Raw genomic sequence first — 24385 nt, forward strand, 5'->3', positions numbered from 1 at the left:
CCGCCGCGCCCGCGGGGTTCAGCTCAGCTCGCCCTGCTCCAGCAGGTCGGTGACGAGCGCGGCGATCGCCGAGCGCTCCGAGCGGACGAGGGTCACGTGGCCGAAGAGGCCGTGGCCCTTGAGCGTCTCGATGACCGAGGCGATGCCGTCGTGGCGGCCCACCCGCAGGTTGTCGCGCTGCCCGACGTCGTGGGTGAGCACCACGCGGGAGTTCTGCCCGATGCGGCTGAGGACCGTCAGCAGCACGTTGCGCTCGAGGGACTGCGCCTCGTCGACGATCACGAACGCGTCGTGCAGCGAGCGTCCGCGGATGTGCGTGAGGGGAAGCACCTCCAGCATCCCGCGCGCGACGACCTCCTCGAGGACGTTGCCCGACACGACGGAGCCGAGCGTGTCGAACACGGCCTGCCCCCACGGGTTCATCTTCTCGGCCTGATCGCCCGGCAGGTAGCCCAGCTCCTGACCGCCGACGGCGAACAGCGGGCGGAAGACGATGATCTTCTTCTGCTGCTGCCGTTCCAGCACGGCCTCCAGTCCCGCGCAGAGCGCGAGGGCCGACTTGCCGGTGCCGGCGCGACCGCCGAGCGAGACGATGCCCACCTCGGGGTCGAGAAGCAGGTCGATGGCGATGCGCTGCTCGGCGCTGCGCCCGTGCAGGCCGAAGACGTCGCGGTCGCCGCGCACCAGGCGGAACGCCCCGTCGCCGGTGACGCGCCCGAGGGCGGAGCCGCGCTCGGAGTGGATGACGAGCCCCGTGTTGACCGGGAACCCGCGCACCTCTTCGCTCGTGGCGACCTCGCTCTCGTAGAGGTCGCTGATGTCGTCGCCCGATACGGCGATGTCCGCGATGCCGGTCCACCCGCTGTCGACCGCCTGTTCGGCGAGGTACTCCTCCGCCGGGATGCCGAGGGACGCCGCCTTCACCCGCATGGGCAGGTCCTTCGAGACGACGGTCACCTCCTGACCCTCCTGGGCCAGGTGCATCGCCACGGCGAGGATGCGGGTGTCGTTGTCGCCCAGGCGCATGCCCGCGGGCAGCACGGAGGGGTCGGTGTTGGTGAGCTCGACGCGCAGGGTGCCGCCCTCGCCGACGGGCACGGGGAAGTCGAGTCTGCCGTGCTCGACCCGCAGCTCGTCGAGGTGACGGAGTGCCTGCCGCGCGAAGTAGCCGATCTCCGGGTCGTGGCGCTTGCCTTCGAGCTCGGTGACGACGACGACCGGCACGACGACCGAATGTTCGGCGAAGCGGAAGAAAGCCCGCGGATCGCTCAGCAGGACCGAGGTGTCGAGGACGTAGGTGCGCAGATCCGTGTCCGCGACCTCCTCGGCGACGTCATCGATCCGGCGTTGCTGCAGTGAAGCCCGTGTGGTCACAACTCACTCCCGCCCCGGGTGGAGCACCCGGCAGTCTCGAGTCGACCGTGGCCACGAGTCGTGATGAGGCCGACTCGACCGGGCGCCTTGCCCGATGTGATGACCGTACGGCGGGCGACGCGCCGACGTCATCCACGACACGCCGCGCTGCGGTGTCCGGCGTGTTAATTCGCGGTGTCGGAGCCGACGGCGTCGGCCAGCGCCGGCGGCGCCGGGACGATGTCCGCCTCGGAGAGCGCGAGCGCTCCCGGCGCGGCGTCGATGACGACACGCGTGGCGGCCACCTCGGCGAGGGCGTCGCCGAGCAGACGCAGGCTGTCGGCACCGGTGCCCACGTGCGGCGACACGCGGATGGTGGCGCCGCGCGCGGTCACCGTCACACCGTGGTTCGCGAGGGCGGCCGCGAGCGCGGCGGCGTCGTGCGCGGCGGGCTGGAGGGTGACGATGCCGGCGTGCCGGTCGCGGGGGGTCAGCACCGGTACCGCGTAACGGTCGGCGAGATCCATCACGTCGCGTGCACGCGCGCGCAGCTCCTGGGCGATCGCGGGGATGCCGGCATCCGTCATCTCGCGCAGCGCCGCCGCGAGGCGGCCGGCCGCGAGGGGGTCGGTGGGAGCGACCTGGTACGCCGCCGCGGTCACGAGGGGCGCGGGCACGCCCGGAGTCGTGGCATCCCCCTGCATCCCGGAGATCCCCGACAGGACGGGTTCGATGCGCTCCCGGGCGCGGTCCGAGAAGCGCGCGAAGCCCGTGCCCCGGCCCGCGCGCAGCCACTTGTAGCCGTTCGCGCAGACGACGTCGGCAGCGGCCCAGTCCGCCTCGGTGACCCCGAATCCCTGAATCGCGTCGACGATGAGCAGACGGTCACCGATGAGCTCGCGCAGCGCCGCGAGGTCGGCGAGGGCGCCCGTCCGGAAGTCGACGAGGCTCACGCCCACGGCCGTCACGTCGTCGTCGAGCGCCGCCGCGACGGCATCCACCGTCACGATGCCGTCGATCGGGTCGATCTCCCGCACGCTGAGCAGGCCGCGCGCGTCCTGGGCGCGCCGAGCGGTGACCCGGAGCGACGGGAAGTCCTGCGCGGAGACGACCACCGTGCCGGTGAGGCCCTGCATCGTATGGAACAGGCCGTGGGTCGTCGACGGCTGCAGCACGACCTCCTCGGGCGCGCATCCGAGGACGCCCGCCACCAGACCGCGCGCCTCGGTCACGCGCGCGGTCACGAGATCGATGCTCGAGCGCCGTCCGCTGCCGAGCAGCTCGGCGTCGGCGAGCATCTCCGCCCGCACCGCCGGGGACAGCGGACCGAAGGCCGCCCAGTCGAGGTATCCCGTCGCGCTGTCGAAGGTCTCGAGGTAGGGCTCCAGGTCGTTCACGTCTGCCATTGTCCCACGCGCCGTGCGCGGGGCCGGGTGCTCAGCCGCCGTAACGGCGGTCGCGGGTGGCGTAGTCGCGGATGGCGCGGAGGAAGTCGACCTCGCGCAGGTCCGGTCCCAGCGCCTCCACGAAGTAGAACTCCGAGTGGGCCGACTGCCAGAGGAGGAAATCGCTCAGCCGCTGCTCGCCGGAGGTGCGGATGACGAGGTCCGGGTCGGCCTGGCCACCCGTGTAGAGGTGCTCGCCGATCTGCTCCGGCGTGAGGCTGGCCGCCAGCTCTTCGAGCGAGCCGCCGCGCTCGTGATGCTGCGCGATGATGCTGCGCACCGCATCCACGATCTCCCCGCGCCCGCCGTAGCCGACGGCGAGATTGACGTGCAGCCCGGTGTTGCCGGCGGTCCGCTCCTCCGCCGTCCGCAGCACCCGGGCGAGATCGGCCGGGAGGACCTCGGCGCGCCCGACGTGCTGCACCCGCCAGCCGGGTTCGTGCGACAGCTCATCGGCCAGTTCGGCGATGATCTCGATGAGGTCGGCGAGCTCCTGCGAGTCGCGCTTGGTGAGGTTGTCCGTGGACAGCAGGTAGAGCGAGACGACGCGGATGCCGAGGTCATCGCACCAGCGCAGGAACTCGTGCATCTTCGCGGCCCCGGCGCGGTGACCGTGGGCGACCGTGGTGAAACCCGCCTGGCGTGCCCAGCGGCGGTTGCCGTCGATCATCATCGCCACGTGGTGCGGAACGGTGTCGGGGGTCAACTCACGTCGCAGGCGCGAACTGTAGAGGCGATAGAGGAACCCGCGCCCCTCGCCCGAACCGGTGGGTGTCACGGCGACTACGCTACCGCGCGCACCGCCGTCGTCTCGCGCAGGCGCTATGTGCACGAGCCGGCATACGCGGGCGCGTAGGCTCAGCACCGTGACCCGACACGCAGCCTCCGACGGCGCGGACATGCCTCAGCTTCCCCTCATCGAAGCGGCATCCGTCGGCGCTCAGGTGGAGCTGAAGCCGTCGTGGCGCGGCTGGATCCACGCGGGCACCTTCCCCGTGGCGATCGCCGCGGGTGTCGTGCTCATCGTCCTCGCGCAGGGTGCTCCGGCGAAGTGGGCCGCCGCGGTGTTCATGGCGACCTCGCTGCTCCTGTTCGGGAACTCGGCGCTGTACCACCGCTTCAACTGGGGCCCGACGACGAAGGCCGTCCTCAAGCGCATCGACCACGCGAACATCCTCCTGCTGATCGCCGGCACCTACACGCCGATCGCGGTGCTCGCACTGCCCCCCGGCAAGGGCGCGCTGCTGCTCGTGCTCGTATGGTCCGGTGCCCTTCTCGGCATCCTGTTCCGCGTCTTCTGGATCCACGCGCCCCGCTGGCTGTACGTCGCGCTCTACCTGCTGCTGGGCTGGGCGGCCGTGATGTACCTCGGCGACCTGATGGCGGCGAACCTGGCGATGATGATCCTCGTCATCGTCGGAGGGCTCCTGTACACCGCCGGCGCCGTCGTCTACGCGCTCAAGAAGCCGAACCCGTGGCCCGGCCACTTCGGCTTCCACGAGATCTTCCACGTGTGCACGGTGCTGGCGTTCCTGTGCCACTGGACGGCGTGCCTGCTGATCGCTCTCGATCCGCTCGCCCCCTCGCTCGGCGCGGCCGGCTGAGCGCCGCCGCGCGCGACGGACGCGGTCAGCGCGACGGCGGGTCGATGTCCTGGTCGTCGGTGTCGCTCGCCTCGACGGCGGCCCGGGCCTGCGCGTCGGAGGCCGCGGCCGCGGCGTCGCGCTCGTGGGCGTCGAGCTCCTCGGCGATCTCGGAGCGGTATCCCGCCCGGCGGATGCGGCGGAGCATGTCGACGATGAGGAAGATGACGACGACCGACAACAGGGCGATGGCGACGAAGCCCGCGAATCCCGGCGTGACGACATCCGGATCGACCGTCATCGTCGGGGTGGGCGTCGCCTCGGCGGCGACGCTCGCGAGTGCGACCGTCAGTGCGTGCATCGTTCCTCTGTTCCGCGCGGAGCGCTTAGCCTGGAAGTCCAGCCTAGAACCTCGGGAAGTGTCATGACCGCGATGCGCACGCAGCAGGAGCTCGACGACCGCTACGGACGCGGACGCGGCATCCGCGGGCGCCGGTGGGCCTGGATCGGCGTCGGAGCGCTCGCGATCGCCGTGGTCGGCTACTTCGGGTGGAGCACCTACGCGCAGGCTGCGCAGTCCGTGGACATCGATGTGACCGCGTTCCACCTCGACGACGCGCACAGCGTGACGGTCGACTTCCAGCTCACCCTGCCGCGCGGTGCCGCGGTCGACTGCGTGATCGAGGCGCAGGACACCGAGCACGGTATCGTCGGGTGGAAGGTCGTCTCCTACCCCGCCGACGACGCGCACAGCCGGAGCTTCTCGGAGACCGTCGCGACGACGGCCGAGGCGACGACCGGTTTGGTCCCGTCGTGCTGGATCCCGTAGGCTGATCCGACACACGCGCCCTGGCAGCTGCCGGGGCGTTTGGCTTAGGCCCGCACCGACGGCGCTTCTCCTCGAAGCCGCCGTCCCGCCGAGCGGCCGCTCCGACAATGGTCAACGACCACGCTCATCGACAAGGAGACGACGTGCCCGAGAACACGGAGACCTTCCTCACCCAGGACGCCTACGACCGGCTCGCCGCCGAGCTCGAGCACCTGTCGACGACGGGTCGCGAAGAGATCGCCAAGCGCATCGAGGCCGCCCGCGAAGAGGGCGACCTCAAGGAGAACGGCGGCTATCACGCCGCCAAGGACGAGCAGGGCAAGCAGGAGGCGCGCATCCGCACCCTCCAGGCCCTCCTGAAGGATGCCGTCGTCGGCGAGGCGCCGGAGTCTGACGGCACCGTCAAGGGCGGCACCGTCGTCACCGCGATCGTCGCCGGCGGCGAAGAGGTGTTCCTGCTCGGCAGCCGCGAGATCGCGGCCGGTTCGGAGCTCGACGTCTACAGCGAGGCGTCGCCCCTCGGCGCGGCCATCCTGGGCCTGTCCGAGGGCGAGAAGACCTCGTACACGGCCCCCAACGGCCGCGAGATCGCCGTCGAGATCGTCAAGGTCGAGACCTACAACGGTCAGTGACGCCGACGTTTCGGGCGCTTCGAGCGTCCGAAACGGCATCCGCGCGCGTTTCGGGCGCGTGAGGCGACCGAAACTCGTCGGCACGGGCCGCTAGCCGCGCCAGCCGCGGCGCTCGAGGTGCGTGCGGACGCGCGCGATCAGCCGCGCCGGATCGCGCAGGTCGTCGGCGTGCGCGCGCTCGACGATGTAGCCCAGGCGCTGCAGCTCCCCGATCCGGGTGAGGTCGCGGCGCCACTGGCGCCGGTCATCGGCATGATGGGCCCCTTCGTACTCCACGACCACGCCCCAGGGCGCGAAGAGCAGGTCGACGCGCGCCACCAGGTCTCGGCCGTCGCGGATCTCGGCGTTCACGAGCGGTCGCGGCAGACCCGCGGTCTCCAGCGAGACCCGGATCTGCGACTCCGGGTACGACTCCGCCCCGGGCACCACGAGCGGCCACGCGGCACGCAGGCGCGCGGCGCCGCGCACCCGCGGCGACAGGTCGAGCGCGACCCGCAGCTCGCGGATGGTGCACGCGTCGAGCTCGGGCAGACACAGCCGGTCGGCGACGGCGACGAGCGCCGGAACGGACAGCATCCGCGCGAGATCGACCCACGTCCGTGCGGGCGTCGTGACCCGGATGCCGAGCCGCCAGGTGCAGAGCACCGGATCGATGCCGACGCCGACCCCCACCACACCCTCGCCGCGCGGAGCCCGTCCTGGACGCGGCACCGCCAGGTGCAGAAGTCCGTCGTCGGCGTAAGGCGCGGGGAGGTCGAGCCCCCATAGCCGCAGGGCGCTGGGGCCGAACACGAAGACGCCCTCCCCCGCCGCCGCGACGCGGGCCCGGGTCACGTCGACCCACGTCGCGTCGACCGCGGCGCGCAGGCCGCGGAACGGACGCGCCCACCGCGCACGCGAGCGCAGCGCCGACGGCGCGGTCCCCTGGGCGCGCGCGTGAGCGACGGTGAACGCGCGCGGCAGCTCGGACATGACTCGAGGATGCCGCAGCATCCCCCGCCCCATCTCTCCCCGTCCACAGGAGCCGCCCCGCGGCCCGCGTTTCGGTCGCTTCGAGCGCCCGAAACGGCATCCACGCGCGTTTCGGGCGTGTGAGGCGACCGAAACTCACGGAGAGGCTCAGTCCTGCGCGACGCGGGGGCGGAAGCCCGCTTCCTCGAGCACGCTGATGACGTGGGCGCGGTGCTCCTGACCGCGCGTCTCGACGCTGAGCTGGAGGATCACCTCGCTGATCTGCAGCCCCTGGCCGTGACGCGTGTGCAGCGCCTCGATCACGTTCGCGCCGGCGATCGCCAGCAGCTCCGACACCCGCGCGAGCTGGCCCGGACGATCCGGCAGCGGCACCTGCAGCGTCATGTACCGACCGGATGCCGCGAGTCCGTGCGCCACGACACGCTGCAGCAGCAGCGGGTCGATGTTGCCGCCCGACAGGATCACGGCGGTCGGCCCGCTCGCGATGATCTTCCCGGCCAGGATCGCGGCCACGCCGACGGCTCCGGCGGGCTCGACGACCTGCTTCGCGCGTTCGAGCAGCACCAGCAGGGCCCGCGCGATGTCGTCGTCGCTGACCGTCACGACCTCGTCGACCAGCTCGCTGATCACCTCGAAGGGCACGTCTCCGGGGCGCGCGACGGCGATGCCGTCCGCGATCGTCGGGGTCGTGTCGACCGTGAGGGGCACCCCCGCGGCGAGAGAGGACGGATAGGCGGCGGAGTTCTCCGCCTGCACGCCGATCACCCGGACCGTGCGGCCCTCGAGCGCGGCGCGGGCCTTCACCGCGGCGGCGACGCCCGCGATCAGGCCTCCCCCGCCGATGCCGACCACGACGGTGTCGAGGTCGGGCACGGCATCCCAGACCTCCAGGCCCAGTGTCCCCTGACCGACGATGACATCGCGGTGGTCGTAGGGGTGGATCATCACGGCGCCGGTGCGCTCGGCGAACTCTGCGGCGAGGCGCAGCGGCGTCTCGACCGTCGCCCCCTCCAGCACCACCTCGGCGCCGTAGCCGCGGGTGGCGAGCAGCTTGGGCACCGGGACGCCGAGTGGCATGAAGATCGTCGCCGGGATGCCGAGCTTCTGGGCGGCCAGTGCGACGCCCTGGGCGTGGTTTCCCGCCGAGGCGGCGACGACGCCGCGCGCACGCTCCTCCGCGCTCAGCCGCGACAGACGGTAGGTCGCGCCGCGGATCTTGAACGATCCGGTGCGCTGGAGGTTCTCGAGCTTGAGGTACACCGGCGCACCCAGCACCTCCGTGAGGTGCTCGGAGACGTCGAAGGGGGTCTTCACGATGACGTCGCGGAGGACGGCGGCGGCGTCCTCGAGTTCCGCCAGGGTCGGGAGGGTCACGCGGTCTTCTTCCTGCTGCGGGGAACGGTGCTCCAGATGAGGTCGGCGCTGTCGGGTGGCAGCGCCCCGTTCTCGGTTCGACGCCCCAGATAGACGGCGACGACGTTGACGAAGGCGGCGAGGGGCACCGCGAAGAGGGCGCCCGGGATGCCGGCGATCATGGCTCCCCCGGTGACGACGAGGACCACGGCCAGCGGGTGCACCTTGACGGCGGACCCCATCAGCAGCGGCTGCAGGACGTGTCCCTCCAGCTGCTGGACGGCGAGCACCACCACCAGCATCCACAGCGCGATCCACGGTCCGTTGTAGACGAGGGCGAGGAAGACGGCCAGCGCTCCGGTGACGATCGCGCCGACGAAGGGGACGAAGGCGCCCAGGAAGACGAGGACGCCGATCGGGATCGCCAGCGGAACGCCCAGCAGGAAGGCGCCGAGCGCGATGCCGGTCGCGTCGATGGTCGCGACCAGCAGCTGGGTGCGGGCGTAGGTGACGACCGTCCGCCATCCCGCGCGACCCGCGCCGTCGACCTCGCTGCGCGCGCGGCGCGGGAAGAGCCGCACGACCCACCGCCAGATGCCGGCGCCGTCCGCCAGCGTGCACAGCAGGATGAACAGCGCGAGCACGGCGCCGGTGACCACGTGTCCGACCGTGGAGCCCACGACGAGGGCGCCCGACCACAGCAGCTCCGCCTGCTGCTGCAGGAAGGTCCACGCCTGCGCGAGGAGGTCGTCGATCTGCTGGGCGGTCAGGTGCAGGGGGCCGTCGATCAGGTAGTCGCGGAACTGGCCGATCGCCTCCGTCGTGCGCGTCTGCACGCTCGCCCACTCGCGGGTGATCTGCCAGACGGCGAGCCACAGGAGCCCCCCGATCACGCCGATCGTGCCGATGACGGCGATCACGATCGCGAGCCATCGCGGCACGCCCCGGCGCAGCATCCACGTGAACACGGGCCAGAGCAGCGCCGTGATCAGGATGGAGACGAGCAGCGGGATGACGAGGAGCTTCAGCTGGATGACGAGCCAGATGAGGATGCCGGCGGCGGCCGCGATCACGACGAACCGCCAGGCGTAGGCGGTCGCGACGCGCAGTCCGCGCGGCAGTCCGCGGTCGATGTCCGAGGCGACCGTCCGCTCGCGCAGGGCGTCGAGGAACGACCCGCGCGGTGCGGAGCCGGGTGTGTCGTCGGAACCGCTCATCCCGCCAGTCTAAGACTCAGAACCGTCCGCCCATCTCCTCCAGACGGGCGATGCGATCGGGGATCGGCGGATGCGTCGCGAACATGCGCTGCACCGCTCCGGGGCGCAGCGGGTCGCTGATCCACAGGTGCGCCATCGAGGTGTTCGCCTTGGCGAGCGGCCGCCCGTACTCACCGAGCTTGGCGAGCGCGGACGCGAGCGCGTCGGGGTCGCGGGTGGTCAGCGCGCTCGTCGCGTCGGCCAGGTACTCGCGCTGGCGGGAGATCGCCGCCTGCACGAGGGCGGCCAGCAGCGGCGCGACGATGGCGGCCACGACGCCGAAGATCAGGAAGACCAGCTGCGACTGGTTGTTGCCGCCGCGACGGCCGCCCCCGAAGAAGGCGATGCGCAGCAGGATGTCGGCGACGAGGCCGACGGCGACGACGAGGCCGAAGACGACGAGCGACACCCGGATGTCGTAGTTGCGGATGTGGCCGAGCTCGTGGCCGAGCACGCCCTCCAGCTCACGGTCGGTCATGAGCTCGAACAGCCCGGTGGTGACCGTGATCGCGGCCCGATCGGGCGTGCGTCCGGTGGCGAACGCGTTGGGGGCGGGATCCTCCACGACGTACAGCGCCGGCATGGGGGTGCCGGTGGAGATGCAGAGGTTCTCGACGAGGCGATGGTAGCGGGGGGCCTCCTCCTTCGTCACCGGCTGGGCCCCCGACAGCGCGAGCGCCTCCCGATCGGCGACGAAATACTGCACCGTGGCGTAGCCCGCGGAGCCGAGCAGCACGAAGGCGGTGATCCACCAGTTGTTGCCCGCCAGCCAGCCGGCGGCGAGACCGATGAGTCCGAGCACGACGACGAAGCCGGCCAGGATCAGCCAGGTGTTGCGCTTGTTGCGTGCGATCGCGGAGTACATGCCGCGCGCGCGTTCAGAACTGGATGCGCGGCGGCTCGGCGATGGCGGCGCCGTCGACGACCTCGAAGAACTCCCGCTCGTGGAAGCCGAGGTTCCGGGCGAACATGTTGTTCGGGAACACCTTGATCTTGGTGTTGAGCTCGCGCACACCACCGTTGTAGAACCGGCGCGACGCCTGGATCTTGTCCTCGGTGTCGACGATCGACTGCTGGAGCTGGAGGAAGTTCTGGCTCGCCTGCAGCTGCGGGTAGGCCTCCGCCACGGCGAACAGCGACTTCAGCGCCTGCTGCATGTGCCCCTCGGCGACGCCGGCCTCCGCGGGCGAGCCCGCGGTGAGGGTCTCGGCGCGGGCGCGGGTGACGTTCTCGAAGACCGCCTTCTCATGCGCGGCGTAGCCCTTGACCGTCTCGATGAGGTTCGGGAGCAGGTCGGCGCGACGCTTGAGCTGCACGGTGATGTCGCTCCAGGCCTCGTCGACGCGCACGCCGAGCGCCACCAGCGAGTTGTACGTCGCCCACAGATAGATTCCGGCGATCACCACCAGAGCGACGACGATCAGGACCGGGATCAGCCATTCCATACGACTCCCATCGACTGAGGCTCATCCTATCGGCGTCGCGGCGTCCCGCGTCGGCCCCGACCCCCACTCCCAGGCGTTCCCCACCTCGCGCACCCGCGCGGCGCGCGCGGGTGGACGCGATCAGGCGCCGAGGATCCGGTCCAGGTAGGGGTTGCGGAACATGCGCCCGGGATCGAGTCGCTCGCGCAGGGCGACGAAGTCGTCGAAGCGGGGGTAGCGGCTCCGTAGGGTCGCCGCATCCAGGGTGTGGAGCTTCCCCCAGTGCGGACGTCCGTCGTGATCGAGCATGATCTGCTCGACCGCCTCGAAGTAGGCGCGATGATCGGCCCGCCAGTATCGATGGACCGCGATGTACCCGCTGTCGCGGCCGTGGGCCGTCGACAGCCAGCGGTCGTCGCCGGCGGCGACCCGCACCTCGATCGGGAACTCCACCCGCCACCCGCGCGCGTCGACGAGCGCGCGTACGGCGCGGACGGCCGAGCCCAGGTGCTCGATCGGCACCGCGTACTCCATCTCGCGGAAGCGCACCCCGCGGCTCGTCGCGAACACGCGGTGCGAGGCGTCGGAGAACTCGCGGTCTCCCCACACCCGTGCCGACAGCCGATTGATGCCGGGGACGAGGGCCGGGACCGTCCGACCGACGGAGCAGGCCAGCTGGTGCACGCCGTTGCCGACGACCACGTCGTCGATCACCCGCGACACGATCGACAGCGGCGCGGTGGGAGCATCGGCGGCGAGCCGGGTGTTCGTCTTGGTGAGGGCGACGTCGGTGTGCGGGAACCAGTAGAACTCGAAATGGTCGGCGTCGCGCATCCGCGCATCCAGCGCGCCGAGCACCGCGTCGAGGTCCTCGGGGCGCTCCTCGGCGTGCAGGCCGAAGGCGGGCACGCACTGCAGTGTGACGTCGACGAGGATGCCGAGGGCACCCAGACCGAGGGCGACGGCGGGCAGCAGCTCGGGCTCGTGGTCCTCGTCGACGGTGAGCAGCTCGCCGTCGGCGGTGACGAGCGTCGCGGCCACCACCTGGGTCGCGAGCCCGCCGAAGCCCAGACCCGTCCCGTGGGTGCCGGTCGAGACGGCTCCCGCGATGGACTGCCGGTCGATGTCGCCCAGGTTGGCCATCGCGAGTCCGTAGGGCGCGAGAAGGGCGGGGATCCGGTGCAGCCGTGTGCCGGCGAGGAGCCGGGCCCTCCCCCGGTCGCGGTCGACGGAGACCAGGCCCGAGAGCTCCGTGAGCTCCAGCAGGGTTCCCGGCGCGACGGCGATGCCGGTGAAGCTGTGTCCCGCGCCCACCGCCTTCACGGCTCGTCCGCGGGCGGCGGCCGAGCGTACCGAGCGTCGGACGGCCTCCACGGTCGTCGGGTACTCGACCAGCTGCGGACGGACCCGTTCGGTGCGCGCCCAGTTCTGCCATGTGCCGCCCGGTCGTGTCACAGGAAGCTCTTCCCTTCGCCGCGGTACGTCGGCGCTTCGCCCACGAGGCGATCTCCGAGGGTGAAGTGATAGCGGTCGACGCGCTCGGCGAGCTCGCCGCTCTTGGCGTGTCGGAACCACACGCGATCCCCCACCGCCAGGCCGCGGGCGGCATCGCCCTGCAACGGGGTCTGCACCTCCCCGGCGCCCTCGCGCGCGAGGGTCTTGAGGCCCGGCGGCCACACCGGGAGGGGCTGACGCGAGGCCACGGGCGGTCCCGACGCGATCCACCCGCCGCCGAGCACGACGGCGATGTCCGCGGTGGGCTTTCGGACCACCTCGAGGGCGAACGCCGCCGCGGGCGCCGGGTCGAACGCGCGGTATCCGTCGAAGAGGTGCCCGGCGAGCAGGCCGCTGCCGGCCGTCGTCTCGGTGACCGCGAGGTCGGCCGAGGTCGACTCGAGCGAGCCCGTGCCGCCGCCGTTGACGAACTCGAGCGGTGCGATCTCCCGCAGTGCGGCGACGATGGCCCCGCGACGGTCGACGAGCTCGCTGCGCGATCGGCCCTGCATCCATCTGATGACGGCGTCGCCCGAGCCGGTCGCGTCGGGCTGTCCGGCGATCTGGGCCTCGTACATCATCAGCCCGACGAGGCGGAAGCCGGGTCGGCGCGTGATCGCGCGTGCGAGACGGGTGACCTCGGCGGGCTCGTGCACGGGCGAGCGTCGCACACCGATGTGTCCGAGCATCGGAGACCGCCAGGAGGCGTCCGCGTCGATCGCGACGCGGAGCGTCGCGCGGGAGGCGGGCGAGGCCACGGCATCCACCACGTCGAGTTGCGCGAGGTCGTCGACCATCAGCGTGATGCGGGCGGCCGCCTCCTCGTCGTGCACGAGCGCGGCCAGCGCGGCCCGGTCGACGGTCGGGTACCCGAGCACCACGTCGTCGTGGTCGCGGGCGAGCCAGAGCGCTTCCGGCAGGGTGAACGCGAGGATGCCGCGGAAGCCCGCGATCGCGAGCGTCGCGTCGAGCACCTCGCGCACGCGGATCGACTTGCTCGCCACGCGGATGGGAACCCCTCCGGAGCGCACGACGAGGTCCATCGCGTTGAAGCGCAACGCGTCGAGGTCGATCGTCGCCACGGGCCCGGACAGCTCCGCGATCGCCGCGGAGCGTGCCGCCCAGGAGGCCGACGGATCGCGCCGCGCATCGTCGGACTGCGGGCGCAGGCTCAGGAGGTCGAGGCTCATCTGATCGGGGCTCCTTCGCGCGTGAGGGCACCAGCCTAGATGACACGCGGTGTCATCTACAGCGGAACCCGGACGTTAGTCTCGACGCGTGACCCTGCTCATGAAGCTCACCGTCGGCGCGCTGTGGCTCACGTCCGGGCGGACGCGTCGTGACCTCTCCGGTGCAGAGTATCTGTCCCGGGTCGATCCGCAGCGCACCTTTGCCCCTCCGCCGCGGGATGCCGGCGCGTTCGGGCGTCTGACGGAGAGCACGGTCGCGGGTTCGACGGTGCTGCGCTGGCAGCCGCACGATCACGTCGTCGGACGCGAACTGATCTACCTGCCCGGCGGCGGGTTCGTGAGCCCGATGGTCCGCGAGCACTGGTGGATCGTCCAGCGCATCATGACGGCCACGCGCGCCGCCCTCACGATCGCTCCGTATCCGCTCACGCCGGAGCACACCGTCGACGAGGCGGAGGCGTTCATCGACGCGGTCTACGACGAGGTGGCGCACCGCCCCACCACCAGGGCGATCTTCGTGGCGGGCGACTCCGCCGGGGGCAACGTCGCGACGACGTTGGCTCTGCGCGTCCGCGACACCCGCCGGCATCCGCTCGACGGACTGATCCTGTTGGCGCCGTGGGTCGACCCGACCATGCGCACGGCCGCAGCCTGGCAGCGGGAACGGCGCGACCCCACTCTGCGCTGCACCGGTCTGCGCGCTGCGGCCGGAGCGTGGGCCGGCAGGCGCGACCTCCGGGATCCCTCGATCAGCCCGATCGACGACACCCTTGCGGGGCTGGCCCCGACGATCGTCTTCCAGGGCGCCAACGACGTGTTCCACGACGATGCCGTCGCGTTCGTCGCGAAGGCGCGGTCTGCGGGGTCGCCCGCGCGCATCGTCGTGGCCGACGACGGCTTCCACGTCTATCCGGGGGCGCACTGGACCCGCGAGGCGCGCGAGGCGTACGAGCTCATCGGCCGTTTCGTGAACGATCCGCGCGGCGTCGCCGGCTGATCGTCTCCGTCCCGTACCCCCGGTGGGACTCGAACCCACACTGAAGCGATTTTAAGTCGCCTGCCTCTGCCGTTGGGCTACGGGGGCCCGCTCCCAGCGTAGCGACGCCGCACGCACCGGACCCCCACACCGCGGGGCGGGTGGGGGTCCGGTGCGTGCGAAACGGATGCCTCAGCTGGCGGCGGAAGCCTTCTCCTCGACCTTGGGCTCCGCGGCGGCACTCTTCTCCGCGGCGACCGACTTGGGGTCGATCGCGGGTGCGGCGGGAGCAGCGGCCGGCGCGGCCGGCCGCGGCCGGGAGGCGAACTCCTCGAAGACGTAGCGCGGGTTCTGCACGGTCTGCAGCGAGACGTTGTCGCGACGCAGCCAGAAGTTGTGCCACCAGTCGCCGATCACACGCCACTTGCGCTCCCACGACGGCATCGCGAGACCGTGGTAGCCGCGGTGGGCGCACCAGGCGATGAAGCCCTTGAGGGCGAGGTTGCCCGACTGGAACACGCCGTTGTAGAGGCCGAGGCCGGCGACGGCGCCCAGGTTGTGGTGGATGTACTCGCGCGGCACCTCGTCGCGCAGGACGGCGACGAGGTTCTTCGCGAGCAACTTCGCCTGACGCACGGCGTGCTGGGCGTTCGGCACGCAGTAGCCGCCGACGCCCTTGCCGGTCAGGTCGGGGACGGCCGACACGTCTCCGGCGGCCCACGCGCCCTCGACGATCTCTTCCGGGGTGCCCACGCGCAGGTCGGCGCGCGTGCGGATGCGGCCGCGCTCCTCCACCGGCAGGTCGCTGCCGCGCACCACCGTGGGGTTCGCCATGACGCCGGCCGTCCAAATGATCAGGTCCGTCGGGATGGTCTCACCTGTGGAGAGCTCGACGTTGCCGTCGACGGCGCCGGTCACCTGCGTGTCGAGGTGGACGTTCGCACCGCGCTTGGCGAGGTCCTTGAGCACCCACTCGCTCGTCTTGAGCGACACCTCGGGCATGATGCGACCCATCGCCTCGATGAGGTGGAAGTGGGTGTCCTCGAAGCGCAGCTGCGGGTAGTCCTTGAGCAGCGAGGACGCCAGCGCACGGGTCTCGGCGAACACCTCGATGCCGGCGAAGCCGCCGCCGACGACGACGACGGTCAGCAGGCGGTCGCGCTCGGGGCCCGCGGGCAGGTTCGCGGCGCGGTCGAAGTTGGTGAGGATGCGGTCGCGGACGGCGACGGCCTCCTCGATCGTCTTCAGGCCGATCGCGTTCTCGGCGATGCCGGGGATCGGGAAGGTGCGCGAGACGGCACCCGCGGTCACGACGATCTGGTCGTAGCTCTCCTGCCACGGCTCGCCCTCGGCGGGCGTGATGGTCGCCGTGCGGGTGGCGTGGTCGATGCCGGTGACCTTCGCGGTGACGATGCGCGTCTTCTTCAGGTGACGGCGCAGCCCCACGATGACGTGACGGGCCTCGATCTCACCGGCGGCCACCTCGGGGAGGAACGGCTGGTACGTCATGTACGGCAGCGGGTCGACGACCGTGACCTCCGCCTCGCCCTTGCGCAGGTGCTTCTCGAGCTTCCAGGCGGTGTAGAAGCCGGCGTAGCCGCCGCCGACGATGAGGATCTTGGGAACGGCCCCGTGTGAGGACGTGGCGGCCGTGCTGGTCTCTGCGTGGGTCACAGGGGAAGTACTCCTTGAATCAACGGCTCGGAGTACGAGGTGCGCGCTCCGATCTGATGCGCCGGGCAGCAGCAGTGACACCGAGCGCGACCAGTATAGCCGTCAGGGTGACCCCGACGAGCGGCACCGTCCCGTAGCGCAGGGTGTCGGCGCTGGGCAGCAGCGGCGAGCGACGCTCGAGCGTCTCCGCCTGCGGGAGCGGTTCGATGACGACCGGCGTCGAGGTGGGGGTGGGCTGGGGCCCGGCGTCGGCGCGGCGGTAGAGCCGCACCCACTCCGCGAGGCTCCCCATGGGGTTGGCGTCGACCTCGGCGACCGACGCACCGACGGCCGCGTTGGCGTCGATGAGTCCGTAGCCGTACTTCTCGTCGGGGACCTTGGTCGACCCGGCCGCGGGACGTGCGGTCTTGATGATGCGGTTGATGACGTTGTCGGCGTTCAGCTCGGGGTGCGCCGAGCGGACGAGCGCGGCGATCCCCGCCACGATGGGCGCGGCACCGCTCGTGCCGTCCCAGACGACCAGCTGCCCGTCGGCGGAGACGCCGAGGAGCTGCTCGCTCGGCGCCGAGATGCCGATCGTGATCCCCTGGGTCGAGGCGCGCTCGCTCGCGACGCCGGCGCGGTTGACGCCGCCGACGGTCAGCACTCCGGGGATGGTGGCGGGGGCCCCGACCTCCTCCGTGCCGCTGCCCTTGTTGCCCGCCGCGACCACGACGACGACGTCGTGGTCGAAGGCGTACTGGAAGGCGTCGTCCCAGGAGGTGTCCCAGGTGAGCGTGTTCGTCGTGAACGACAGGTTGATGATGTCGGCCCCGTGGTCGACGGCCCACACCATCGCGTCGGCCACCTGCTGGACGAACGGCACGGAGGATGCCGCACCGAACCCGATCGACAGGGACAGCAGGTCCGCCTCGGGAGCCACGCCGATCATGCCGGTGTCGGCGCCGGTCCCCCGCGCCGCGGCGAGCGAGGCCACCCAGCTGCCGTGGTTCGCATCGACGGCGCCGACGGGGGTGCGACCGTCCGAGGAACCCGCTCCCGAGAAGTCCGCGCCGCCGACCACGGCGCCGGAGAACTCGACGGGCGACCGCCCGATGCCGGTGTCGATCACGGCGATCGTCGTGCCCTTGCCGCGGGTGGTCTGCCAGGCGGAGCGGATGCCGTACTCGTCCAGCCAGTACTCCGCGGCGCGTGCCGGGTCGGTGACGGCCGGTGTCGACACCGAGGCGGCCGCCGGGGTCCCGACCACGGCGGCGGCCGTGGCCGGGGTCGCCGCACCGGCGGCGGCCCCGTCGATCAGCACGACGAGTGCGAACGCCGCGGCCACGCCCAGCGCCCGATGTGCGCCGCGCGTCACGGGGCGCTCCGCGGCACGACGCACGTGCACCGCGTGGGCGACCAGTCACCGCGGGCGAGGGCGAGGTCGCCGATCGGGTTGACGCCCGGCCCCGCGGCCAGCGCATGACCCGCCAGGGCGTGCAGGCACTTCACGCGTGTCGGCATCCCGCCCGCCGAGATGCCCGCGATCTCGGGGACCTCGCCGTAGACGGCGCGGTCGGCGAGATATGCGGCGTGGGCGGCCGCGTAGGCGGCGGCGACGTCGGGGTCGGTCTCGAGCACGGCGGCCAGCTCCGGCATGACCTGGGTCGCCTCGAGCGCCGACATGGCCGCCGTCGCGCCCGGGTGCGTCAGGTAGTAGAACGTGGGGAACGGTGTGCCGTCGGGAAGGCGCGGCTCGGTGGCGACGACGGTGGGATTGCCGCACACGCACCGCGCGGCGATGCCGACGACACCGCGCATCGGCCGCCCCAGCTGGGCGCGCATGACCTCGAGGTCGGCGTCGGAGGCAGGAGTCAGGGCGGGGTGCGACACCCGTCCAGGGTACCGGGGCGCGCTGACCGACCGCTGATCAGCCGGCGGGATCGGTCGGCGTCACGGTCGCCGTCTGGGCGAGTCCGGCGCCCGCGATCGAGCGCACGAGCTGCGCCATCCAGTCGGTGCGCGTCTCCTGCACCTGCGCGCTCACCGCGGACTGCTCCTGCGGGATCGCCGTGGCGGGCAGGTCGTTGTCGACGAGGTAGACCACCTCGCCGGGGCGCACGTAGTACAGCCGCTCGCGCGCCTGCGACGTGACGTAGGCGGGGTCGTTCCAGCGGTCCTTCTGCTGCTGCAGCGCCGCGACGTCGGCCTCCGTGACCTGGACGGAGTGCGTGAGCGCGGCGATCTGCTGGCGCTGGCCCAGATAGGTGCCGACCGTGGGCACGAGCGTGAACACCGCGAGGACGACGAGTCCCAGCATGATGACCGTGAAGGCCGAGAAACGGATGCCGCCGGCCCAGGCCCGCACGTCGACGCGCCCCCGCGTCCCGTCGGGCGTCGCGGGGCGCCGTCCGGGACGGGAAGAGGGAGCCGGCGCGTCGCGCACGGCTCCCTCTCTCGTCATGGGGTCCAGCCTACGTGGCGCTCACGCGCCCGCCGTACGCCGCCCCGATCGGTTCAGCGAATCCTCAGCCCTTGAAGCGGGGAAACGCCGCGCGGCCGGCGAAGACCGCGGCGTCGCCGAGCTCCTCCTCGATGCGCAGCAGCTGGTTGTACTTCGCGACGCGCTCGCTGCGGGCGGGCGCACCGGTCTTGATCTGACCCGCGTTCACCGCGACGGCGAGGTCGGCGATGGTCGTGTCCTCGGTCTCGCCGGAGCGGTGCGACAGCATCGAGCGGTACCCGTTCTGGGTGGCCAGCGAGATCGCGTCGAGCGTCTCCGAGAGCGTCCCGATCTGGTTCACCTTGACGAGCAGGGCGTTCGCGACGCCGAGGTCGATGCCCTTCTGCAGGCGCACCGGGTTGGTGACGAACAGGTCGTCGCCGACGAGCTGGACCTTCGAGCCGATCGCGTCGGTGAGGTGCTTCCAGGCGTCCCAGTCGTCCTCGGCGAGGGCGTCCTCGATCGTGACGACGGGGTAGTTCGCGACGAGGTCGGCGAAGTAGTCGGTCAGCTTCTCGGCCGACCACGCCTTGCCCTCGACGGTGTACACGCCGTCCTTGTAGAACTCGGTCGCGGCGACGTCCAGACCCACGGCGACGTCCTTGCCGGGGGTGAAGCCGGCCTTCTCGATCGCCTTGATGAGGAAGTCGAGGCCCTCGCGGTTGCTGGGCAGGTCGGGGGCGAAGCCGCCCTCGTCGCCGAGACCGGTGTTGTAGCCGGCGGCCTTCAGCTCGCCCTTGAGGACGTGGTAGACCTCCGTGCCCCAGCGCAGGGACTCGCCGTAGGTCTCCGCACCGATGGGGGCGAGGAAGTACTCCTGGAAGTCGATGCCGTTGTCGGCGTGCTCGCCACCGTTGATGACGTTGAACAGCGGAACGGGCAGCACGTGCGCGTTCGGGCCGCCCAGGTAACGGAACAGCGGCAGGTCGGCCGCGTCGGCGGCCGCCTTCGCGACGGCCAGCGACACGCCGAGGATGGCGTTCGCGCCGCAGCGCGACTTGTTCTCGGTGCCGTCGGTGGCGATGAGGATCTCGTCGATGACGCGCTGCTCGCTCGCCTCCACGCCCTCGATCGCGGGGCCGAGCTCGTCGATGACGGCGTTGACGGCCTTCAGCACGCCCTTTCCGCCGTAGCGGCTCTTGTCGCCGTCGCGCAGCTCGTACGCCTCGAAGGCGCCGGTGGATGCGCCCGACGGGACGGCCGCGCGCTGGACGATGCCGTCGTCGAGCAGCACCTCCACCTCGACGGTCGGGTTGCCACGCGAATCCAGGATCTCGCGTGCGCCTACAGCCTCGATCAGTGCCACAGGGGACTCCTTGCTTGTGGAGGGTGAACCTTGGAGCGTCACGGGTGTGTCTCGGCTCCGTCCTTGAGTCTAGTGACCTGGATGGCGGGGCCACATGCGCGGCACCGGATCAAACGACCAGCGCGAGCGCGATCCCGTCCCAGCCCTTCGCGTCCAGCGTCTGCAGGGCCGTGGCCGTGAAGCGCGGGTCGTCGCGGAGCATCTGCAGCCCCGCCCGGACGCCCCGCACCTGAGGGCTGGGATCCTCGGCATCCGCCACCCGTCCCGCCCGCACCACGTTGTCGACCACGATGAGCGTCCCCGGCCGGCCCAGGCGCGCGGCCCAGTCGAGGTAGACGGTGTTGGACTCCTTGTCGGCGTCGATGAAGACGAGGTCGAAGGGAGCCTGATCCTCCAGCGTCGGCAGCACGTCGGCTCCGCGACCGACGCGGATGTCGACGCGCTCCCCCACCCCGGCGCGATCGATGCTGCGCCGTGCGACCTCGGCGTGGCGGGGTTCGGCCTCGATCGTCACGACCCGGCCGTCGTCGGGGATGCCGCGCGCCAGCCAGATGGTCGAGTACCCGCCGAGCGTCCCGATCTCGAGCACACGGCGCGCTCCGCTGAGGCGTGCGAGCAGCCACAGCAGCTTGCCGCCCGTGGGCGCCACTTCGATCGCCGGCATGTCGGCGGCGCGCTGGGCCTGCACGGCCGCGTCGAGGCTGTCGTCGGCGTCGACGAGCGTGTCGACGAGGTAGCGGTCGACCTCATGCGCGGCCGCGAGGGAGAGCTCGGTCATGGCTCCACCCAACCGCCTCGGCGCGGCCGGGTCAACGCCCCGCGGCGCGCTCCGCCTCGGCGGCGAGCAGCGCCGCGCCGGTGCCGGCGTCGTCGACGGTGACCGTGAACACCCGCCGGTCGCGGCGCGTGACGCGTATTCCGGGTCCGGTGCGCAGCACGACGCCGAAGCCGCCGCCCGGGGCCCAGCGCAGCCCCCAGCCGCCGAACTCCCCCATGGGGCTGACCTCGACCACCTCCACGCGGTCGATCTCGGCGAGCGGGAGGTGGATCCGCGGGAAGCCGGTCGCGGAGTTGACGGTCAAGCCCGTCGCATCGACGCGCACGTGGAAGACCGCGGTCGCGGCGATGACCGCGGCCATCAGAGCGATCAGCACGATGAGGATCGTCGCGGCCACCGCGCTGCCGCTGACGGCCACGGTGAGGATCGTGACGACGACCAGCAGCCCCAGGGCCGCACCGAGCACGATGAGACCGCCCCGCGCGAGACGGACGCTGCGCAGCCAGACGGCGCGCTCCCCGCTCGACAGGGGCGGGGAGATCGCCGCGGTCGTCGGAGTCGACACGACGCGCTCGTCGGGCTGGAGGAACCAGGCGAGGACGCCGACCGGGACGGCGACGACGGCCGCGACCAGCAGCCAGGGGAGGACGGACGGCCCGGCCGCGGCCTCCGCGACGCCCCGCTGCATCAGCACCGACGACGTGGTCAGGACCGCGGTGAACACGGACGTCGCCCCGGCGAGGGCGCCCATCATCCGGTAGGCGGGGCCGCGGTCGCCGCGGCGCAGCCCGTTGAGCGCGGAGGCCGCGATCAGCAGGGGCACCCCGAGCCCGATCGCCGCGGTGGACAGCACCGCCACCGCGAGGGGGCCGTAGCCGTCCGGCCCTCCGTCGACGCCCCAGTGGATGGCGATCGGGTCGGGCAGGGAGGCGCGGGCCCCCAGCTGCAGCAGCACGGCGACGAGGGTGGCGACGACGGGGATCGCGACGGCGACGACGAGGAAGCGGGAGACGGCGCGCGGCCGCGGGGTGGTCATGGAGACTCCTCCGGATCGGATGTGTGGTGGATGAGCGCGGCCAGCGCCTGCGGCGACAGTCCGCGGGAGCGGGCGCGCGCGACGAGGTCGGTGATGTCGGGCTGGAGCTCGGCCAGGCGATCCGCCGCGGCCGTGACGACGGCGCCGCGACCGCGGTGCATCGAGACGAGACCCTCGTCGCGCAGCTGCTGATAGGCGTGCAGCACGGTGTGCAGGTTCACGTCGAGCGCGGCGGCGACCTCGCGCGCCGAGGGCAGGCGGTCCCCCGGGCGGAGACGGCGGGCGAGGGCGTCCGCGCGGACGGATGCCGCGATCTGCGCGAACAGCGGCACATCGCTCGTCGGATCGGTGCGGATCAGCATGCAGCCTCCGCATCCATTCTATGACAACTAGAACAGTTGGGAGGTCCGCGCGGCGACCGCCGCGGTCTCACCCCCGAGCCAACGCCCCCTCGGCGAGCGCGGCGACGATCTCGGGCACGAGCGCGTCCGCCGTGCGCCGATAGCCCAGGGCGCTCGGGTGGAAGCGGTCCAGGCTGAACATGTCGTCCGGGTGCTCGACGAACATCGGGCCCACGGTGCGGCGCAACGAGACGACGCGGGCGCCGGCGCGGCGGGCCGCGGCCGCCTGCGCGTGGGCGAGCTGACGCGAGGCCTGCGCCCCCAGAGCGCGCAGCGGCTGAGGCACCGGACGCAGCGCCCCCAGGTCGGGACAGGTGCCGACGACGACGGCGGCGCCCGTCGCCCGCAGGCGCCGCACCGCCTCCTCGAGATCGGCGGCCGCCCCCGACACCGGCGTGCGGTGGGTCACGTCGTTGCCCCCGACGATGATGACCGCGGCATCCGGCCGGTAGCCGCCCGGGAGACGGTCGAGCTGGCGCGCGAGGTCCTGCGACTGCGCGCCGACCGTCGCGACCGTGCGCAGCTGCACAGGGCGTCGGAGGAACGCGGCGATGCCTTTGGCCAGCCGCGCGCCGAGCACGTCTTTGGCGCGGTCGGCCCCGAGCCCGGCAGCCATCGAGTCGCCGACGACCACCAGCTCGATCGGCTCCCCCGGCAACTTCGAGCGCCAGAGCCGATCGGCATCCAGAGCGATCTCGCCGAGCGGCTTGCCGATGCGGCGGCGCGCGATGGCCGCCTGCCGGGTCAGCACGCTCCGCGTGATCAGGGTCGCCGCCGCTGCCGAGACGACCACGGCGACCGCGGCGGCGCGCATCGCCACACGGCGTCGCGGCGCGCCGCTCCGGCCCGGTCGGGTGTTCACGTCGCCGATTCCACCCCGGCCAGGTGAACGGTCGGTGTCGGCGCGGCGCGCGATCAGCTCAGCGGCTTGACCTCGAGCGCCGCGGCCTTCTGCCCCGCCGCGACGGTCGCGAAGGAGGTGTAGCCGTCGGCGGCGGCCCGCTCCAGCAGCGCCTTGAGGTTCTTCGTGCGCTGCTCGAGACGCACCCGCGCCCCCTCCGCCACGAGTGCGGACTTGAGTGCGACCAGCTCCTCCACCGGCACGTCGCGGTCGTGCACGAGGACGACCGCGGTCGCGCCGCCCTCGTCGGACGCCTCCAACAGATCGACGATGCGTTCGAAGCCGATGGAGAAGCCGACCGCGGGCACCTGCTGGCCGAGGAATCGCCCGATCATCCCGTCGTAGCGACCGCCGCCGCCCAGGGAGTAGTCGACGCTCGGGTGGGCGAGCTCGAAGATCGTGCCGGTGTAGTACCCCATGCCGCGCACGAGGAACGGGTCGAACACCAGTGGGGCGTCCGCCCCGCCCTCGCCGGCGAGCCCCCGTGCGGCCGACACCGCGGAGCCGATCGCCACGAGATCGGCGACCACGTCGTCCGGTGCCCCGTCCGGAAGGGCCCCGCGGATCTGCCCCTCCCCGTACGGCCGGAACTCGCGCGTCTGCGGCCGGCGCAGGAAGGCCTCGAACGCATCGACGGCCGCTGCGGTCACGCCCCGTCCGCGCAGCTCGGCGGCGACACCGTCGGGGCCGATCTTGTCGAGCTTGTCGATCGTGATCAGCACGCCGGCACGCTCGGCGTCGGCGAAGCCGAAGCTGCCGAGCATCCAGTCGAGGACGCGGCGGTCGTTGATGCGGATGCTGCCGCCGACCAGCCCGAGAGCGTCGAGGGTGTCGAGGCTCGCGACCAGCAGCTCGGCCTCGGCGCGCCCGGTCGCGTCGCCGATGATGTCGATGTCGCACTGCACGAACTGGCGGTAGCGCCCCTTCTGGGGACGCTCGGCGCGCCACACCGGTGCCATCTGGATCGAGCGGAAGACCGCCGGCAGCTCCGCGCGATGGGTCGCATAGAAGCGCGCGAGGGGCACCGTCAGGTCGTAGCGCAGGCCCAGGTCGCTGAGGGCGGCCGCGTCGTCGGCGCCGGCGCGGACGGCGTCGGCATCCAGCCCCCGCTTGAGGACGTTGAAGGCGAGCTTCTCGTTGTCGCCGCCGATGCCCGCGTGCAGGCGGTCGTAGTCCTCCATGACGGGGGTCTCGATCTCGTCGAACCCGTGCGCACGGTAGCGCTCGCGGATGACGGCGAGCACGCGCTCGCGACGGGCCTTGTCGGCGGGGAGGAAGTCGCGCATGCCGCGCGGCGGGT

25 protein-coding genes and 1 tRNA gene are annotated in these 24385 nt (G+C 72.1%); 4 read left to right on the forward strand and 22 right to left on the reverse strand.

The genetic code is table 11. The features are described 5' to 3' along the window. Positions 1-18: 18 nt before the first annotated feature. From KY498_RS05085 to KY498_RS05095, 3 genes are all read right to left on the reverse strand, one after another. Positions 19-1374, reverse strand: coding sequence for a PhoH family protein (locus KY498_RS05085; RefSeq protein ID WP_061782551.1), 1356 nt, complete (start codon positions 1372-1374; stop codon positions 19-21). A gap of 164 nt (positions 1375-1538) precedes the next feature. Continuing rightward, positions 1539-2759, reverse strand: coding sequence for an aminotransferase class V-fold PLP-dependent enzyme (locus tag KY498_RS05090; protein ID WP_191008358.1), 1221 nt, complete (start codon positions 2757-2759; stop codon positions 1539-1541). 31 nt (positions 2760-2790) lie between these two features. Beyond that, positions 2791-3576: an isoprenyl transferase gene (locus tag KY498_RS05095; RefSeq protein WP_060959232.1), complete on the reverse strand. Its 786-nt coding sequence runs from the start codon at positions 3574-3576 to the stop codon at positions 2791-2793. Positions 3577-3697: 121 nt separating this feature from the next. Between KY498_RS05095 and KY498_RS05100 the strand changes: the two genes are divergently transcribed. Next, on the forward strand, positions 3698-4402 hold the full coding sequence (locus tag KY498_RS05100; RefSeq protein ID WP_060959231.1) for a hemolysin III family protein: 705 nt from the start codon (positions 3698-3700) through the stop codon (positions 4400-4402). A 25-nt stretch (positions 4403-4427) separates the two neighbouring features. On the opposite strand, the gene KY498_RS05105 is transcribed toward KY498_RS05100, so the two are convergent. After that, positions 4428-4742: a hypothetical protein gene (locus KY498_RS05105; protein ID WP_061782553.1), complete on the reverse strand. Its 315-nt coding sequence runs from the start codon at positions 4740-4742 to the stop codon at positions 4428-4430. 63 nt (positions 4743-4805) lie between these two features. On the opposite strand from KY498_RS05105, the gene KY498_RS05110 reads away from it, so the two are divergent. Both KY498_RS05110 and greA read left to right on the forward strand, forming a co-directional pair. Further along, complete coding sequence (locus tag KY498_RS05110) at positions 4806-5210, forward strand: DUF4307 domain-containing protein (RefSeq protein WP_082734118.1); 405 nt, start codon at positions 4806-4808, stop codon at positions 5208-5210. A gap of 107 nt (positions 5211-5317) precedes the next feature. Further along, entirely contained in the window at positions 5318-5842 is a 525-nt protein-coding gene (gene greA, locus KY498_RS05115) for a transcription elongation factor GreA (protein ID WP_191008357.1), read from the forward strand. A gap of 90 nt (positions 5843-5932) precedes the next feature. On the opposite strand, the gene KY498_RS05120 is transcribed toward greA, so the two are convergent. The 7 genes from KY498_RS05120 to KY498_RS05150 form a co-directional block, all read right to left on the reverse strand. Continuing rightward, a complete protein-coding gene (locus KY498_RS05120) occupies positions 5933-6814 on the reverse strand; it encodes a hypothetical protein (RefSeq protein WP_191008356.1) in 882 nt (293 codons plus the stop codon). Positions 6815-6961: 147 nt separating this feature from the next. Beyond that, on the reverse strand, positions 6962-8188 hold the full coding sequence (gene ilvA, locus KY498_RS05125) for a threonine ammonia-lyase (RefSeq protein ID WP_191008355.1): 1227 nt from the start codon (positions 8186-8188) through the stop codon (positions 6962-6964). Continuing rightward, positions 8185-9384, reverse strand: a complete 1200-nt coding sequence (locus tag KY498_RS05130) for an AI-2E family transporter (RefSeq protein ID WP_191008354.1) — start codon at positions 9382-9384, stop codon at positions 8185-8187. The genes ilvA and KY498_RS05130 overlap by 4 nt, the downstream gene beginning before the upstream one ends. Positions 9385-9400: 16 nt before the next feature. Beyond that, positions 9401-10288: a M48 family metalloprotease gene (locus KY498_RS05135; RefSeq protein WP_060959793.1), complete on the reverse strand. Its 888-nt coding sequence runs from the start codon at positions 10286-10288 to the stop codon at positions 9401-9403. A gap of 13 nt (positions 10289-10301) precedes the next feature. Beyond that, entirely contained in the window at positions 10302-10868 is a 567-nt protein-coding gene (locus KY498_RS05140) for a LemA family protein (protein ID WP_005052555.1), read from the reverse strand. A gap of 120 nt (positions 10869-10988) precedes the next feature. Next, positions 10989-12302, reverse strand: coding sequence for a D-arabinono-1,4-lactone oxidase (locus tag KY498_RS05145; protein WP_101306028.1), 1314 nt, complete (start codon positions 12300-12302; stop codon positions 10989-10991). Next, entirely contained in the window at positions 12299-13531 is a 1233-nt protein-coding gene (locus tag KY498_RS05150) for an alanine racemase (RefSeq protein WP_191008353.1), read from the reverse strand. Before KY498_RS05150 ends, KY498_RS05145 begins: the two co-directional genes overlap by 4 nt. A gap of 88 nt (positions 13532-13619) precedes the next feature. On the opposite strand from KY498_RS05150, the gene KY498_RS05155 reads away from it, so the two are divergent. Then, the gene (locus tag KY498_RS05155) at positions 13620-14528 is read left to right on the forward strand and encodes an alpha/beta hydrolase (RefSeq protein ID WP_191008352.1); all 909 of its coding nucleotides are present in this window, start codon (positions 13620-13622) and stop codon (positions 14526-14528) included. A 14-nt stretch (positions 14529-14542) separates the two neighbouring features. Here KY498_RS05155 and KY498_RS05160 read toward each other — a convergent pair. The 11 genes from KY498_RS05160 to hisS all read right to left on the reverse strand — a co-directional run bounded on the left by KY498_RS05160 (position 14543) and on the right by hisS (position 24371). Next, positions 14543-14615 (reverse strand) — tRNA-Leu (locus KY498_RS05160). 84 nt (positions 14616-14699) lie between these two features. Next, complete coding sequence (locus KY498_RS05165; RefSeq protein WP_101306025.1) at positions 14700-16181, reverse strand: NAD(P)/FAD-dependent oxidoreductase; 1482 nt, start codon at positions 16179-16181, stop codon at positions 14700-14702. Positions 16182-16200: 19 nt separating this feature from the next. Beyond that, positions 16201-17538 carry a S8 family serine peptidase gene (locus KY498_RS05170; protein WP_191008351.1) on the reverse strand — a complete coding sequence of 446 codons (1338 nt, stop codon included), beginning with the start codon at positions 17536-17538 and terminating at the stop codon, positions 16201-16203. After that, a complete protein-coding gene (locus tag KY498_RS05175) occupies positions 17535-18005 on the reverse strand; it encodes a DUF501 domain-containing protein (RefSeq protein ID WP_082734169.1) in 471 nt (156 codons plus the stop codon). The genes KY498_RS05170 and KY498_RS05175 overlap by 4 nt, the downstream gene beginning before the upstream one ends. A gap of 85 nt (positions 18006-18090) precedes the next feature. Then, the gene (locus KY498_RS05180; protein WP_060959800.1) at positions 18091-18624 is read right to left on the reverse strand and encodes a septum formation initiator family protein; all 534 of its coding nucleotides are present in this window, start codon (positions 18622-18624) and stop codon (positions 18091-18093) included. 64 nt (positions 18625-18688) lie between these two features. Beyond that, positions 18689-19969 (reverse strand): phosphopyruvate hydratase, encoded by a 1281-nt coding sequence (gene eno, locus KY498_RS05185; RefSeq protein WP_060959801.1) that lies wholly within the window; start codon positions 19967-19969, stop codon positions 18689-18691. A gap of 109 nt (positions 19970-20078) precedes the next feature. Beyond that, positions 20079-20747: an O-methyltransferase gene (locus KY498_RS05190; protein WP_191008350.1), complete on the reverse strand. Its 669-nt coding sequence runs from the start codon at positions 20745-20747 to the stop codon at positions 20079-20081. A 31-nt stretch (positions 20748-20778) separates the two neighbouring features. Continuing rightward, complete coding sequence (locus KY498_RS05195; protein WP_191008349.1) at positions 20779-21783, reverse strand: DUF1648 domain-containing protein; 1005 nt, start codon at positions 21781-21783, stop codon at positions 20779-20781. Continuing rightward, positions 21780-22145: a GntR family transcriptional regulator gene (locus KY498_RS05200; RefSeq protein ID WP_061782185.1), complete on the reverse strand. Its 366-nt coding sequence runs from the start codon at positions 22143-22145 to the stop codon at positions 21780-21782. The genes KY498_RS05195 and KY498_RS05200 overlap by 4 nt, the downstream gene beginning before the upstream one ends. A gap of 67 nt (positions 22146-22212) precedes the next feature. Beyond that, positions 22213-22998 (reverse strand): SGNH/GDSL hydrolase family protein, encoded by a 786-nt coding sequence (locus KY498_RS05205; protein ID WP_191009671.1) that lies wholly within the window; start codon positions 22996-22998, stop codon positions 22213-22215. A gap of 101 nt (positions 22999-23099) precedes the next feature. Then, on the reverse strand, positions 23100-24371 hold the full coding sequence (gene hisS / locus KY498_RS05210) for a histidine--tRNA ligase (RefSeq protein ID WP_219879610.1): 1272 nt from the start codon (positions 24369-24371) through the stop codon (positions 23100-23102). Positions 24372-24385 lie beyond the last annotated feature (14 nt).

Source organism: Microbacterium sp. PAMC21962, assembly GCF_019443465.1.
Classification (GTDB): domain Bacteria; phylum Actinomycetota; class Actinomycetes; order Actinomycetales; family Microbacteriaceae; genus Microbacterium; species Microbacterium hominis.